16 protein-coding genes are annotated in these 15,592 nt (G+C 25.7%); 8 read left to right on the top strand and 8 right to left on the bottom strand.

The genetic code is table 11. From position 1 onward, the window contains the following. Position 1: 1 nt before the first annotated feature. Complete coding sequence (locus ACTT9X_RS01010) at positions 2 to 976, top strand: quinone oxidoreductase family protein (protein WP_440933842.1); 975 nt, start codon at positions 2 to 4, stop codon at positions 974 to 976. On the opposite strand, the gene ACTT9X_RS01005 is transcribed toward ACTT9X_RS01010, so the two are convergent. Further along, on the bottom strand, positions 969 to 1,373 hold the full coding sequence (locus ACTT9X_RS01005) for a DUF2721 domain-containing protein (RefSeq protein WP_440933841.1): 405 nt from the start codon (positions 1,371 to 1,373) through the stop codon (positions 969 to 971). The two genes, ACTT9X_RS01010 and ACTT9X_RS01005, sit on opposite strands and share 8 nt — an antisense overlap. A 52-nt stretch (positions 1,374 to 1,425) precedes the next feature. Between ACTT9X_RS01005 and ubiA the strand changes: the two genes are divergently transcribed. The 5 genes from ubiA to ACTT9X_RS00980 are packed head-to-tail and all read left to right on the top strand — an operon-like array spanning position 1,426 to position 7,058. Continuing rightward, the gene (ubiA, locus tag ACTT9X_RS01000; RefSeq protein ID WP_440933840.1) at positions 1,426 to 2,292 is read left to right on the top strand and encodes a 4-hydroxybenzoate octaprenyltransferase; all 867 of its coding nucleotides are present in this window, start codon (positions 1,426 to 1,428) and stop codon (positions 2,290 to 2,292) included. Beyond that, positions 2,292 to 4,028, top strand: coding sequence for an ABC transporter ATP-binding protein (locus tag ACTT9X_RS00995; RefSeq protein ID WP_440933839.1), 1,737 nt, complete (start codon positions 2,292 to 2,294; stop codon positions 4,026 to 4,028). The genes ubiA and ACTT9X_RS00995 overlap by 1 nt, the downstream gene beginning before the upstream one ends. A 2-nt stretch (positions 4,029 to 4,030) precedes the next feature. Continuing rightward, a complete protein-coding gene (locus ACTT9X_RS00990) occupies positions 4,031 to 5,281 on the top strand; it encodes a 3-deoxy-D-manno-octulosonic acid transferase (protein WP_440933838.1) in 1,251 nt (416 codons plus the stop codon). Further along, on the top strand, positions 5,262 to 6,194 hold the full coding sequence (gene lpxK / locus ACTT9X_RS00985; RefSeq protein WP_440933837.1) for a tetraacyldisaccharide 4'-kinase: 933 nt from the start codon (positions 5,262 to 5,264) through the stop codon (positions 6,192 to 6,194). Before ACTT9X_RS00990 ends, lpxK begins: the two co-directional genes overlap by 20 nt. A gap of 3 nt (positions 6,195 to 6,197) precedes the next feature. After that, positions 6,198 to 7,058, top strand: a complete 861-nt coding sequence (locus ACTT9X_RS00980; protein WP_440933836.1) for a lysophospholipid acyltransferase family protein — start codon at positions 6,198 to 6,200, stop codon at positions 7,056 to 7,058. 2 nt (positions 7,059 to 7,060) lie between these two features. On the opposite strand, the gene ACTT9X_RS00975 is transcribed toward ACTT9X_RS00980, so the two are convergent. Beyond that, positions 7,061 to 7,258 carry a DUF2093 domain-containing protein gene (locus ACTT9X_RS00975; protein ID WP_440933835.1) on the bottom strand — a complete coding sequence of 66 codons (198 nt, stop codon included), beginning with the start codon at positions 7,256 to 7,258 and terminating at the stop codon, positions 7,061 to 7,063. Between the two features lie 21 nt (positions 7,259 to 7,279). Here ACTT9X_RS00975 and purD point away from each other — a divergent pair, with 21 nt between their 5' ends. Both purD and rsmD read left to right on the top strand, forming a co-directional pair. Continuing rightward, positions 7,280 to 8,542 (top strand): phosphoribosylamine--glycine ligase, encoded by a 1,263-nt coding sequence (purD, locus tag ACTT9X_RS00970; RefSeq protein ID WP_440933834.1) that lies wholly within the window; start codon positions 7,280 to 7,282, stop codon positions 8,540 to 8,542. Then, on the top strand, positions 8,542 to 9,108 hold the full coding sequence (rsmD, locus tag ACTT9X_RS00965) for a 16S rRNA (guanine(966)-N(2))-methyltransferase RsmD (RefSeq protein ID WP_440933833.1): 567 nt from the start codon (positions 8,542 to 8,544) through the stop codon (positions 9,106 to 9,108). Before purD ends, rsmD begins: the two co-directional genes overlap by 1 nt. Here rsmD and ACTT9X_RS00960 read toward each other — a convergent pair. Genes ACTT9X_RS00960 through ACTT9X_RS00935 form a run of 6 tightly spaced genes read right to left on the bottom strand, consistent with a single transcriptional unit; the run spans position 9,100 to position 15,525 of the window. Continuing rightward, positions 9,100 to 10,254, bottom strand: a complete 1,155-nt coding sequence (locus ACTT9X_RS00960; RefSeq protein WP_440933832.1) for a glucose-6-phosphate isomerase — start codon at positions 10,252 to 10,254, stop codon at positions 9,100 to 9,102. The two genes, rsmD and ACTT9X_RS00960, sit on opposite strands and share 9 nt — an antisense overlap. Beyond that, positions 10,254 to 10,583, bottom strand: coding sequence for a DUF3035 domain-containing protein (locus tag ACTT9X_RS00955; RefSeq protein ID WP_440933831.1), 330 nt, complete (start codon positions 10,581 to 10,583; stop codon positions 10,254 to 10,256). Before ACTT9X_RS00955 ends, ACTT9X_RS00960 begins: the two co-directional genes overlap by 1 nt. Further along, on the bottom strand, positions 10,570 to 11,079 hold the full coding sequence (gene lspA / locus ACTT9X_RS00950; RefSeq protein WP_440933830.1) for a signal peptidase II: 510 nt from the start codon (positions 11,077 to 11,079) through the stop codon (positions 10,570 to 10,572). Before lspA ends, ACTT9X_RS00955 begins: the two co-directional genes overlap by 14 nt. Further along, positions 11,079 to 13,793 (bottom strand): isoleucine--tRNA ligase, encoded by a 2,715-nt coding sequence (gene ileS, locus ACTT9X_RS00945; protein WP_440933829.1) that lies wholly within the window; start codon positions 13,791 to 13,793, stop codon positions 11,079 to 11,081. Before ileS ends, lspA begins: the two co-directional genes overlap by 1 nt. Further along, complete coding sequence (locus ACTT9X_RS00940; RefSeq protein WP_440933828.1) at positions 13,790 to 14,713, bottom strand: bifunctional riboflavin kinase/FAD synthetase; 924 nt, start codon at positions 14,711 to 14,713, stop codon at positions 13,790 to 13,792. Before ACTT9X_RS00940 ends, ileS begins: the two co-directional genes overlap by 4 nt. Continuing rightward, complete coding sequence (locus ACTT9X_RS00935; RefSeq protein ID WP_440933827.1) at positions 14,707 to 15,525, bottom strand: TIGR01459 family HAD-type hydrolase; 819 nt, start codon at positions 15,523 to 15,525, stop codon at positions 14,707 to 14,709. The genes ACTT9X_RS00940 and ACTT9X_RS00935 overlap by 7 nt, the downstream gene beginning before the upstream one ends. Positions 15,526 to 15,592 lie beyond the last annotated feature (67 nt).

Genomic DNA, 15,592 nt, shown 5'->3' with positions numbered 1-15,592 from the left:
TATGAAAGCTGTAGAAATTAATAAAAATGGTGGACCTGAAGTTTTGGAAGTAAACAATATTACTTTAGATAAACCTGGTCCTGATCATGTAACCATTGAACAAAAAGCAATTGGTTTAAACTACATTGATACTTATCATAGATCAGGTCTATACCCTTTAAAACTACCTACTGGTCTTGGCTTGGAAGGTGCTGGAGTTATTACAGATGTTGGTGAGAATGTAAAAGACTTTAAAATTGGTGATAAAATTTCTTATGCGGGGACTCCTTTAGGTTCTTATTGTTCGCACAGAAATTATCCAACTAAGAATTTAGTAAAAGTACCCAATGATATTAATCTTGAAATAGCCGCAACTTTAATGACAAAAGGACTAACAACTTTTTATCTTTTACATAAAACTTATCCAGTTAAATCAGGTGAAACAATTTTATTTCATGCGGCCGCTGGCGGTGTTGGTCAAATTTTTGGACAATGGGCTAAAAGTTTAGGTTGCACTGTTATAGGTACGGTTGGATCAGATGAAAAAATAAATATAGCTAAAGAAAATGGTTACGATCATGTAATTAATTATAATAAAGAAAACTTTGCTAAAAATGTTTTAGAAATAACAAATGGCAAGGGTGTACCTGTTGTTTATGATGGTGTTGGAAAAGATACACTAGACGGTTCTATTGAATGTTTAGCTATTAGAGGAATGATGGTTTCATTTGGAAATGCATCTGGACCTTTGTCAGATATTAATGTGCCTAAAGTTATTCAGCCAAAAGGTCTTTATCTTGTAAGACCTTCCATGCAACAATACCTCTCAACAAGAGAAGAGTTAAATGAAGCATCCAAAACAATGTTTGAAAAAATTAGCCTTGATAAAATTAAAATCAAAATTTTTAAAAAATATAATCTAGAAGATGTTATTCAAGCGCATAAAGATCTTGAAGGAAGAAAAATTTTAGGTCCAGCTGTTATAATCCCTAATTAACATCAACATCCATATCAGACATATGTAGCTTGAGTGCATTCGTTGAAATTTGAATTTCCCTTATAAAAAAAATTATAGATATAATCATAGATAAACAGCAAGATCCAAAAATTACACGAGCCAAAAAAAACTCATCAAGATACAAGGCAAATACTGTCAACATGTTAAAAAGGAATCCAAATGATGAAAAAAGTATTGTCCATCTTAGCAAAGTTATTCTACCACTAAGATTTATAAACTGCTTTTTCCATTCTGGTGGGATATGTTTTTCATAAACATGCTCATCATGAAGCTGGCGAATTAATATACTTAAAGAATGAAACCTATTACTATATACAGCCATCATCAAAGGGATTGCAGGAAACATTAGAGCAGTGACTGTGTAATCTATATTCATACGAATCAATTTGATTATGAAACTAGGCTTTGTTATTTACAAGTAAAATAATATGGACCAATTAAAACTATTTATCGATTTAGCTAGATTGAAAAAACCAATTGGCTTTATGTTGTTATTCTGGCCGTGCGCCTGGGGATTAACATTAGCATACGATTTTTCCTCAGGTTTAAAAAATTATATATCATATTTAATATTATTTTTTTTTGGATCTGTTTTAATGAGATCCGCTGGTTGTATTGTAAATGATATTCTAGATAAAGAGTTTGATAGTAGAGTTTCTAGAACTAAAAATCGTCCTATAGCATCAGGAAAAGTTTCAATAAAAACAGGAATATTTTATTCATTAATTTTATGTATTTTTGCACTAATTGTCCTTATTAATTTTAATTTTTTAACTATATTTTTAGCTTTAGCTTCAATGCCATTGGCTTTTACTTATCCTCTAATGAAAAGGTACACTTATTGGCCGCAATTATTTTTAGGTATTACTTTTAATTATGGATTAATTCTTGGATGGACTGCAGTACAAAATCAATTAGATTTTGTAGCTATAATTTTCTATTTTGGAGCCATATTTTGGACACTGGGGTACGATACGATTTATGGATATCAAGACATAAAAGATGACGAAATAATAGGATTAAAATCAACCTCAATTAAATTTAAAGGAAATGCTAAAAAATTTTTATTTTTATGCTACACATTTTTGTTAATCTTTTTTCTGATAGGTGGGTATAAAATGAAATTTAATATAATATTCTATTTTTTGACAATAATTCCTTTTTTACATTTATTTGCTTATCAAATCAAAATATTTAATTTAGATAACCCTTCAAGCTGTTTGAGGGCATTTAAAAGTAATAATTTATTTGGATTTATAATATTTCTTAATTTTTTAATTTGTAAAATTTTTTGATGAATAAAATAGAAATTTTTAAAAGACTCTATAATGATTATACTAAGAAATATCTTGACAAAATATTATTTTCTGTATTTTTTTCTATTTTGGTTGCTGGAAGCACTTCATCAATTGCGTGGCTACTTGATCCTGCAATTAAAAAAATATTTATTGAAAAAGATCAAACATTAATATTTATTATACCTCTGCTAATCATAATTGCTTTTGCAGTAAAAGGTGTTTCTTTGTATGTAGCAAAGATATTAATGATTAATGTTGGCGAAGAAGTTAAAATGAAACTTCAATCTGACATGTTAAAATCTTTAATTAGTGCTGATACTCAATTCATTGACAACAAACATTCAGGAAAATTTATTTCTAATTTAACATATGATGTAGCACATATTACCAACCTGCTAAGTAATGCTATTTTAAATTTATTTAAAGATAGTTTGACTTTAATTGGTCTTTTAACTGTAATGTTTTTACAGAATTGGAAGTTATCTCTAGTTTCAATTGTAATGATACCACTAGCAAGTATTGCAGCAAGAAGCTTAGGAAAAAGAATGGGTAAAGTAGTTACAGAAGCTCAGGAAAAATCTGGATTTTTAACGAGTTATTTAGTAGAACTTTTTAAAAATCATAAGCTAATTAAAATTTTTCAAAAAGAAAACTTTGAGAATAAAAGAGCAAATAATCATTTAAATCAATTAAAAGAGAAAAGTAAAAAGATAAGTACTATTCTAGTTAGAATGTCACCAATTATGGAAGTGTTAACAGGAATTATGATTGCAATATTGATCTATTACTCTGGTAAATTGATTATTAAAAACGAAATAGAAGTAAATAATTTTTTTTCTTTTTTAGCAGCGATGATGTTGGCATATCAACCTGTTAGATCATTATCAACTCTAAATATCGTTATTAATCAAGGTTTTTCTGCAGCGTCAAGAATATTGCCAATTGTTGATACTGAAAACAACATTAAAGATAAAATAACTTCTCAACCAATAAATATCACTGATGGCACTATTGAATTCAAAAATATTTTTTTTAAATATAATTCAGAAGAGGAAAATATTCTTAAAGGCATAAATTTAGTTTTTGAAGGTCGCAAAATGACGGCACTTGTAGGACATAGTGGATCGGGTAAATCTACAATTTTAAATTTAATACCAAGATTCTATCAATCTCATAAGGGTGACATTACAATTGACAAAACCTCTATTAATGAAGCAACGATAAGTTCTTTGAGAAAAAATATTTCTCTAGTAAGTCAAGAAACGACTCTATTTGATGACACAATCAAAAATAACATAAAATATGCAAATGAAAATGCAACAGACGAGGAGGTGTATGAAGTTTCTAGATTATCCAATTCACATGATTTTATTGAGAAATTGCCCAATAAATATGAAACTTTAATTGGAGAAAATGGAGTGAGATTATCTGGTGGAGAAAAACAAAGATTATCTATAGCAAGAGCTATGATTAAAAAAAGTAGTATAATTTTATTAGATGAAGCAACATCGGCATTAGATACTGAAACAGAAAAAAAAATTCAAGAGGCACTTAAAATATTGACTACTGATAAAACAACTATTGTGATTGCGCATAGACTTTCTACTATATTGAATTCAAATAATATATATTTGATCAATTCAGGAAAAGTAGTTGATAACGGAAAGCATAGTGAATTATTAATAAAATCTGACTTATATAAAAACTTTTATGAAAAACAAATCCAAAAGTAAAAATGTTTTTTTTGTATCAAATTATTATCTCAATTCTTCTGCTGATTTCACCATTAATACTAATTATTAGAATTTTTAAAAACAAGGAAGATAAATTTCGTTTTATTGAAAAATTTAGCATACCTTCAGATCAAAGAACAAAAGGAAAATTAATATGGTTTCATGGAGCTAGTGTTGGAGAGATTTTAAGTATAATTCCAATAATTAAATACTACGAAAAAAAAAAAGATATTAGTCAAATTCTTGTCACTTCCAGCACTTTAAGTTCATCTAAAGTGATTGAAAAATTTAAATTTAAAAAAACAATTCATCAATTTTATCCAATAGATCATATTTACTTTACTAATAAATTTTTAAAATTTTGGAGACCACACCTAGCGATATTTATAGAGTCAGAAATTTGGCCTTGCATGTTTAAAAATATGGGTAAATTGAATGTTCCTTTAATTTTATTAAATGCAAGAATAACCAAAAAAACATTTAACAAATGGTTAAAAATAAAATTTTTTTCAAAAAGTATTTTTAATGAAATAAACATTGCCTACCCCCAAAATCTTGAAACTGGAAAATATTTAAAAAAACTCAAAACCAAAAAAATTTCTTTAATAGGAAATTTAAAATTTACTGAAAGTCCTGATAAATATTATAATCAAATTTCAAAAAAATTAAAATCAGAACTTAATAAAAAAAAAATTTGGATTGCATCAAGTACTCATGGAATAGAAGAGATTTTTTGTGCGAAAGCGCACATTGAACTCCAAAAAAAAATTAAAAATCTTCTTACTATTATAATCCCACGACACGTACATCGCGTAAATAAAATTGTAACAGAAATAAATAAACTTAACTTAAAAACTGTATTACATAGTGACAAGCAGAAAAGTTTAAATGGTACCGACATATATATTGTTAATACATTTGGTGAAACAGGCAAATTCCATAAAATAAGTAACTCAGTTTTTCTTGGTGGGTCTATAATAAAAAGAGGTGGCCAAAATCCATTAGAAGCTGCACGATATGGTGCAAAAATATTACATGGTCCAAACGTAGAAAATTTTAAAGATGTTTATAAATTATTAAAAATGTTAAAAATATCAAAGAAAATAAGTACACCTAAACAATTGGCTACATCGATATCTTTTAAGAAAAATAAAAAAATAGGTATTAAAATTAAAAATATTGGAGAAAAAATCCAAAATAAAACTATAAAAGAATTGAATAAATTTATTAATAATGAATATAAGAAAACCTAAATTTTGGGACTATAAAAAACCAAACATTTATGCCTATATTCTTTATCCAATAGCATTTCTTATAAAAGTATTAGTTTTTTTAAAAAAAAAATGCACTCGGATAAATAAAAAAAGAAAAATCAAAACTATTTGTATCGGTAATATCTATGTTGGTGGAACTGGTAAAACATCATTATGTTTAAAAATTCATGAAATTTTGAAAAAAAAAAAAATAAAATCATGTTTTATTAAAAAATTTTACAATGCACAAGTTGATGAGCAAAAATTATTAAAAAAAAAAGGAGAACTATTTTTATCATCAAAAAGAATGCAAGCTATTATTGAAGCAGAAAAACAAAATTATGAAATAGCAATATGTGACGATGGATTACAAGATAGTTCTGTTGAATATGATCTTAAATTTGTTTGTTTTAATTCAATAAATTCGGTTGGAAATGGTATGACTCTTCCATCAGGACCACTTCGTGAGAGTATTCAAAATTTAAAATTATATGAGCATGTTTTTATAAATGGAAATCTTGAAAACAGTGAAGATTTAATAAAACAAATACTCAAAATTAATTCAAAAATTAAAATTTATTTTGGAAAATATGAACCAATAAATTTAGACGAATTTAGCAAGGACGAAAATTATTTCGTATTTTCAGGTATTGGGAATCATCAAACTTTTGTCTCAATGATAAAGAGCAATGGACTAAAAATTATTCGAGATTTAGAATTTCCAGATCATTATCAATACACAAAAAATGATATTAATCAAATTTTAGAAAATGCAAATAAAATTGATTGCAAAGTAATTACAACAGAAAAAGATTTCTATAGATTAAAAAATATAAATGATAAGAAGATTAAATTTATTAAATCTGAATTAAAAATAATTAATGAACAAGAAATAGAAAATTTAATATTATAGATAATGAAGTATTTAAAATATTTTATTCAATTCATATTTGTTATTTTGATCTTCTCATTATTCAAATTATTAGGTCCAAATTTGTCCTCAAAACTTGGTGGAAAAATTTTTGAAAAAATTGGACCATTATTTAGATCCAAAAAGATTATTCGCTCAAATATAAGGAAAGCAATCCCAAATATTAATTTTGAAAATGAGAAAAAAATAATTAATTCAATGTGGAATAACTATGGCAGAATTTTTGCTGAATATATTTTTATTGAAAATTTCAGAACAGGTAATCTTGCTACAAATATTAATATCGAGGGAAAAGAGACACTTGATGAAATCAAAAAAAGTAATAAGCAGGTAATTTTTATTTCAGGACATTTTAGTAATTTTGAATTAATGGCTATGAGTTTGGAAAAAAACAATATCAATGTTGCAGCCATATATCGTCCTTTGAATAACATTTTTCTTAATCCATTAATGGAAAGAATAAGAAAAAAATATATCTGTAAAAACCAAATTAAAAAAGGAATTGGTGGAATGAAAAAGTTGATAAAATTAAAAAAAAAGAACTTTTCTACTGCACTTATGATTGATCAAAGAGTTTCGGAAGGAATCTTGTCAAACTTTTTTAACCAAGAAGCTCTAACAACAACAATACCAGCTCAATTGGTCAAAAAATTTAATATACCAGTTGTACCTGTTTACATTAAAAGGATTAATCAAATTAATTTTAAAATTAAAATTAAAAACCCTATCTATTTTTCAAAAGAAAAAACAATAAAGAATATAACTGATGAATTAAATATGGAGTTAGAAAAAATGATAATTTTAAATCCTGGGCAGTGGATTTGGTCTCATAATCGCTGGAAATAAAATTATTTTTTATCTAATTTTTCCCTTTTTTTGAAAGCTTCTGCATAAGAATAGTAAGCTTCTTGTAAATCAACATTCCAATAAGTTAAATTATTTAAATTAATTTTTTTTCCTGTCATAGCACATTCAACATAATCTCCTTCCTCTATGATTTGGAAATTATTTGGTAAATATTTTAATTTTGCTAATTTTTTTGTCATTTTTAGTTTATATAGTTTTATATGAAAGTTGGTATTATAGGAAGTGGTGGAAGAGAACATTCGATATGTCAAATTATTAAAAAATCAAATAAAGTTGAAAAAATCTATTGCTTTCCAGGAAATGCAGGAACTGCTCAAATAGCAGAAAATATTAATATTGATTTAGAAAATTTTGAAAATATTAAAAATTTAATTATTAATAAAGAAATAGATTTAGTTATTGTTGGACCTGAAAAACCATTAGTAGAAGGTATAGTGGATTATCTAAGAAGATTTAAAATAAAAGTTTTTGGACCAAATAAAATAGCTTCACAATTAGAAGGATCTAAAATTTTTACAAAACAAATTTGTGAAAAATTCAATATTCCTACAGCTAAATTTGGTATTTTTAAAAATATTGATGATGTAAAAAAATTTTTAAAAAAAACTAACTTCCCAATAGTAATTAAGGCTGACAATTTAGCTTCTGGAAAAGGAGTGTACATCTGTGAAGAGTTCAATGAAGCAATTAATGCAGTAGAGGAAATATTTACAGGGAAATTTGGCAAAGCAGAAAATTTACTCATTGAGGAATTCTTGAAGGGAGAGGAAATGAGTTTTTTTACTATTCATGATGGAAGACATTTTAAAATTTTTGGAACTGCGCAAGATCACAAAAGAGTTCTGGAGGGTGATAGAGGCAAAAATACAGGTGGCATGGGAGCATATTCGCCATCAAGATTGATTTCAGATGAATTAGAAAAAAAAATATTAAATAAAATTATCAAACCAACACTTCAAGCGTTGTCTGAAATAGGAACTGAGTATCAAGGTTTTTTATATACCGGATTAATGATAGTAAATAATGAACCTTATCTTATTGAGTACAACGTGAGAATGGGTGATCCTGAGTGCCAAACTATACTACCAAATTTAAAAACGGATCTTTACGAAATATTTATTGCCTGTTGTGAACATAGTTTAGATAAAATTAAAATCGAATGGCTTAACAAAAAAAGTCTATGTATTGTACTTTGCTCAAAAGGCTACCCAGAAAAAATAAAAAAAAATGTTGAAATAAGTAATTTAGATAATTTAAAACTTGATAAAAGTAATTTCTTATTTCATGCAGGTACAAAATTAGAAAATAAAAAAATTTATGCTATAGGTGGTAGAGTTTTTAATTTTGTCTCGCTTTCTGATGATTTTGCTAGTGCTAAAAAAAATATTATTAATAATATTTCTGCATTAGATTGGTCTGAAGGATTTTATAGAAAAGATATAGGATATAAAGTTATAAAGTAATGAGAATTATATCTGGTTTATTTAAAGGAAAAAAAATTCTTCAACCTAAAGATTTCAAAACAAGACCATTAAGAGATTTAACAAAAGAATCTATTTTTAATATAATTGATCATTCAAATAAGTTTAAAATTTTTATAAAAGAGTCTAATGTTTTAGATATTTTTGCAGGTGTTGGATCATTTGGTTTGGAATGTTTTTCTAGAGGTGCAAGAAGAGTAATATTTATTGAAAATTATAAAGAGGTATTATTGATTCTTAAAAAAAACTTAAGTGGTTTAAAAAATATAGAAAATTTTAAAATTATAGAAAAAAATGCATATGATCAAAATATCTTCTTAGATTTAAAAGAAAATTTTGACATAATATTTTTAGATCCACCATACAAAGATCAAAATTTTAGTAAAATTTTAGAAACGATTTACTTAAAAAAAATTCTAAAAAAAAATGGAGTAATTATTTTGCATAGACATGTGAATAGTAAAGATGATTTTCCAAAAAAATTTAAAATTTTGGAGAATAAAAAGTATGGTATCTCTAGAATATTTTTTTTAACTTGCTTAAATTAATATTTTTTTAGTCTCTTTTTTTATTAGTTCGACAGCAGGTTGGTCATAAGGATTTAATCTAAGACATTTTCCTAGTAATATTGTCTCCAGAATAAAAAAAGTAAAAAGCTCTCCTAAGATTGTTTCGTTTCTTTTCTTAATTTCAAAACTTCTAAAAGGAATATTTTTTTTTTTAAATACATTTTCACTTGCTTTTTTTTGAGCGAAGATAATTTCAGATATATTTTTATTTTTTAAATACTTATGAGTTGATAAAATTAAATTATTTTTAATTTTATTTGAATTTTTTTCATTTACATAAAAAAAGGTAAAAAAATTATTATTAAATCCGTCTAAGTACAATTGCATTAAACTATGATTGTCTTTTGGCATATTAGAAATAATTGGTAAGATTCCTTTATTTTTTTTACCCAAGCTTTCTGCAACTAGTTGTTGATACCATTTTAATAAACTATCTGATTTTTCATCGTAATTGATAATTACTGAATTAAACTTTTTTTTTCTAGAGAAATAAAGAATTGAACCAACATTACTGATTAACGCTTTAGTAAATTTTTTATTTTTTATCAAATTATTATATCTTTTAAAATTATTTGGATTTAAACCCATTAATTCAGCTGGAAGCATTCCTACTTCAGACAATACCGAATATCTTCCACCTATATAATTGTTATGATGAATTATATCTGCTTTCAACTTTTCAGCAAAAAGATATAGGTAATTATTTTTATCTTCAGTTATAAAAATATTTTTATCTCCTTTTTTAATAATTAAATTTGAGTTAATAATAGTTTCTATTGTATTTCCAGACTTAGAAATAATTAAATTTGTAAAATTTTTATTTTTATTTTTAATATAATCTGGAGTTAAGTTATCCACAAAATCGAATTTTTTTTTTATTTTATGTTTTAAAAAATTGAAAATTGCTTGTGCTCCAAGAGAAGATCCACCCATACCAATAATTCTAAAATTCAAATTTTTCTTAAATTTTTTGATGTCTTTTTTTTTAAATGAATATTTATAATTTTTTGTTAAAGATTTAATTATCTCATTATTTTCTTTTAAAATTTTTGTTAAAATTTTGGATACTTTTGAATATTTATAAACTTTCTTAAAATTTGTTAAATTTATCCCTTCGGTTAGCATTAATTTTTTTTTATTTTATCCAATAAAATTTTTTCTAAACTTGTTTTTTTGGGAGTACCAGAATTGTTTAAATTGTCAGAGGGATTTTCGGTATTTTTAATCATATCTTTTATTTGATTCTTTTCATTATTTTGCTCTAAATTGTTTGAGTTATTGGGTACAGGCAATTCATCAAAGTTTGGTGGTAATTTTAAAGGATTTTTTTTTTCCACTAGAAATTCGTCAGTATTGTCTTTTTTTTGAGCAGAAAAACCTTCTTTTATTGTTCCACAAGAATTCAGATTAAGAAAAAGTAAAAAATATATAATTAAAAATTTAAAGTTTTTCATACTTCACATTATTTCTATTATTACCAATAAATTCCATTAAAATCATAAAAATTACTCCTAAAGAGATAAATACGTCTGCAAAATTAAATATAAACCAATGAAATCCACCCAAATGAAAATCTATGAAATCAGGAACCGCTCTGTAATAAATACGATCATAAAAGTTTCCTATGGCTCCACCTAATATTGCTATTAATGCGTATTTTTTTTTACCTCCAGATTTAAATATCATAAATAAAATTATCAAAATAATAATAAATATGAAAATGGTTAAAAAATTATAAAAAAAATTGTTATCAAATGAAAATAGACCAAAAGCTATTCCTTCATTCCAGATTAAATTAATGTTTAAAAATTTAGAGGAAAATATTTCAGCTCCATTATATTTTTTATCTAAATAAATTACATAAATTTTAGAAATCCTATCAAGTAAAAATATTAAAAAAACTAACAACAAATTAATTATAAAATTTTTTCTTAAAATTTTTTCAACCATTAAGAATGTCTAGGGCAAGGACCTTCATTTATTTTCCAACAAACTGGGCACTTGGTTCCCTTTGCTTTGCTAGTGATTGCAGTTGTCTCAACTTCTTCGGCATAACTAACCTCAGCTTTTGAAGTAATACATAGTTCTGAAAAATCAATATTATTTGTTAAATCTCGTAATTTTTGATTTAAATTTATTTTTAAATCTGCTTCTAAGCTTGATCCTATTTCTTTACTAGCTCTTTTTTCTTCAATACTAATATTACAAATATTTCTAATTTTAATTAATTCACTCCATTTTTCGCTTAGTTTTTCATTGTTAAATTTATCTGGAAACTCTAGAAATTTTTCAAAGTGAATACTTTTTTGATCTTTAAATAATAACTTAAAAATTTCCTCAGTTGTGAAAGATAAAATAGGAGCAAACCATCTTAATAGTGCATTTAGAATTATATTAAGTAGTAAAATAGTCGATTTTCTTTTTTTCGAGTCTTTAGTATCGCAATATAAATTATCTTTCCTAATATCAAAATAAAAAGCAGATAAATCAACTGTACAGAAATTTAGTAGTTCTTTATATAAATTATGAAAATCATAATTCTTAAAATATTTTTTAAATTTATCATTTAATATAAAAATTTTATGTAACATCAATTGCTCTAATTCAGGAAATTCAGATAAATCTAAATCATCTAAATTTATATTTTCAAAATTATCATTTATATTTCCAAGCAAATATCTAAATGTATTTCTAATCTTTCTATATGAGTCAGCGTGTTGATCTAAGATTGAATAATCTATTCTTAAATCTTCTGCATAATTTGATGATGCTACCCATATCCTTAAAATATCAGCACCATATTTTTTTAAAATATCCTCAGGAGCAATTACGTTTCCCAAAGATTTAGACATTTTCAAACCTTTACCATCTACAACAAATCCATGAGATAAAATTGATTCAAATGGTGCTCTTCCTCTTGTTCCACAAGACTCTAATAATGATGAATGAAACCAACCTCTGTGTTGGTCTGAACCCTCTAGATACATCGATGCTGGCCATTTTAAATCATCTCTTTTTTCTAAAACAAATGAATGAGTTGAACCACTATCGAACCAAACCTCAACAATATCACTTAATTTTTCGAAATCCTCAGCTTTATACTTATTTCCTAAAAATCTTTGAGGATCATCTGAAAACCAACAATCTGAACCTTCTTTTTCATAAATAGAGGCAATATTTTCAGTAACCTGATCGTCAACTAATATTTCTTTTGTTTTTTTATTTACGAAAATTGGAAGAGGTACTCCCCAGACTCTCTGTCTTGAAACACACCAATCAGGTCTTGTTTCTATCATTGATTTTAATCTTTCTTTACCTTTATGTGGATAAAAAGTAGTTTCATCAATGGCCTTTAATGCTTTATCTCTTAATTTATGACTTTCCATTGAAATAAACCATTGAGGAGTGGCTCTATGAACAAGTGGAGCCTTAGATCTCCATGAGTGTGGATAAGAGTGCACCAACTCACTGTTAAATAATAAATTTTTTTGTTCTTTTAGTTTTTCAATTACAATTGGATTTGCTTTAAAAATATGAGTTCCTTCAAACAATTTCACATTGTTTGTATATTTTCCATCTCCATCAACTGTTTCTATCGCTTTAATGCCGTTGTTTAGACAAAGATTAAAGTCATCAGGTCCATGACTTGGTGCGCAGTGAACTATTCCGGTTCCTTGATCAGTAGTTACAAATCTAGCCTCAAGCATTGGAATATCATGATCATAACTAAGATTTGAAAAAGGGTGGCTACAAATAGTATTTTTAAATTCTTTACCTTTAAACGTGAGAAGTTTTTTATATTCTTTTAATTCACATTCTTTAACGACTGATTCAAGTAAAGCATCTGCAATAACAATTTTTCTATTTTTAAAATCACCCTCATCATTTATTTCTAATATTATATAATCAAGAGACTCGTTATATGCTAAAGCTTTATTGGCTGGTATTGTCCATGGAGTTGTTGTCCAGATAACTATTTCACATCCAGCTAAATCTTTTAAATTAGATGATTTAACTTTAAACGATGTGTAAATTGTATCTGATTTATGATCTTGATATTCTACCTCAGCATCAGCAAGTGCAGTTTTCTCAACTGTTGACCATAACACAGGTTTAAAACCTTTATATAAACTTCCTTCTTTTAAAAATTTACCAAGCTCCCTAACTATTTGAGCTTCTGCATTAAAGCTCATTGTTGAGTAATAATTTTCCCAGTCCCCGACAACACCTAATCTTTTAAATTGACTTTTATGAACTTCAATCCACTTCTCAGCAAATGTTCTACATTCTTTCCTAAACTCAACTATCGGAACTTCATTTTTATTTTTTTTATTTTTTTTATACTGTTCCTCAATTTTCCATTCAATTGGTAAGCCATGACAATCCCAACCTGGAACGTAAATGGAGTCTTTGCCATCCATTTGATGAAATTTTACAATTATATCTTTAAGAATTTTATTGAGAGCTGTCCCCATATGAATATTTCCGTTTGCATATGGGGGACCATCATGTAAAACGAATTTTTCTCTTCCTTTACTTTGATTTCTTAATTCATCGTAAAGATTTATTTTTTTCCAATATTCAAGAATTTCTGGTTCTCTAGTAGGCAAGTTAGCTTTCATAGAAAAAGCTGTTTTTGGTAGATTTATTTGTGATTTAGTCATTTAGTCTTTTGTGCAATATTTAAATCTTTTTTAATTTGAGCTCTTAATTGATTAACATTATTAAATTTTTTTTCTTTCCTTATAAACTTTAAAAACTCTACTGATAAAAGTTTATTATAAAGATTTCCAGAAAAATTAAATAAATGAACTTCTAATAATATTTTTTTTTGATTAAATGTTGGTCTATATCCAAGATTGGCAATTCCTTTAAGATATTTATCACTATTTTTTCTTAAAACCTTTACGGCATAAACTCCTGGTTTTGCTAAAACATAATCACCGATGTCTATGTTACAGGTTGGAAAACCAATTTTTTTTCCTACTTGTCTTCCCTTTTTAACTATTCCTTGTATCGTCCAGTTTCTTTTCAAGAGATTATTAGCTTTGTCCAACAACCCTTTTTCTAAAAGATTTCTTATTAAAGATGATGATACGATTTTTTTACTTTTAATTAATGGTTCAGGTTTAACAACTTTATAATTAAATAACTTTTCGTATTTTTTTAGTAAATTAACATTACCTTCTCTTTTGTTTCCGAATCTAAAATTATTGCTAACAAAAATAAATTTGGAGCTTAATTTTTTATTTAAAATTTGAGAAATAAAATTTAGCGCTTTAGTTTTAGAAAATTTTTTATCAAATTTTTTTGTTATAACAAAATCTACTTTTAAGTTACTTAGTAATTTAATTTTTTGATCAATATTAGAAAGTCGAAAATTTTTTAATTTTTTGTTAAAAAACATTTTTGGCATTGGATCAAAATTTACAACACCAATCTTTAAATTATATTTTTTCTTATATGACTGTGCTAATTGAAATAATTTTTGATGACCCAAATGCAAACCATCAAAATTACCAATTAAAATAATTGATCCTCTGTGTATTTTTTTAATATTAAAATTTGTGTAATGTTTTACCATTTTAAATCTGATTGAATAAAATTAACTATAGCTTCATATTCTTTTGAAACATCTTGGATACCTTTATTTTTTATTTCATTTCTATGTATTCCATTACTAATTAATAAAGAATCATAATTTAAAAGATTTGCACCTTTGATATCAGTATTTAAATTATCACCAATTGCTAATATTTTTTTATTTTTATTGTCAGTTGACTGATTATAGACCTCTGGATGTGGTTTTCCAAAATATACTACTTCTCCACCCATTTTTTCAAAAACCATTGCAACAGAACCTGCACACAACTCTCTAACTTCACCACGATCAACAATTAAATCTGGATTTGTACAAATCATTTTTTTGGTAATATGTTTTTCAAGTAAATCTTTGTAAAATTTTAAATCCTTATCGTGATCATCAAATAACCCTGTGCACAATAAATATTCACTATCACTAATATTTTCACACTTATTTTTCTCAAATAAATAAAATAAATCAAAATCTCTGGGTGGACCTATGTGATAAAACTTTTTTGATAAGTAAGATTTTTTCAAATAATTCAATGCTGCTTCTCCTGAGGTAAATACATGATCTCTAAGTATTTTATCCATACCCATCTTTTCTAAAAAAATTTGAACAGTTTTATTTGGTCTTGGGGCATTTGTTAAAAGTACGAACATTTTCTTTTTTTTAAAAAGCTCATTTAAAACAGCTATTGCATTTTCGTGAAGATTAACCCCATTATGAACAACGCCCCATAAGTCTATATAAAAAAGATCATAATTATCAGCAATTGATTGTAGGCCATTTAAATCTAAATTTTTGGTCATAATTTAAGGTATAAACCATAAAATCCCGAATTTACTAGCAATATTAATATCTTAAACATTTTCTGAT

The organism is Candidatus Pelagibacter sp., assembly GCF_052049855.1.
Classification (GTDB): domain Bacteria; phylum Pseudomonadota; class Alphaproteobacteria; order Pelagibacterales; family Pelagibacteraceae; genus Pelagibacter.
Note: the sequence above shows the minus strand (reverse complement) of the source record. Positions and strands in the feature narration are given on the sequence as shown.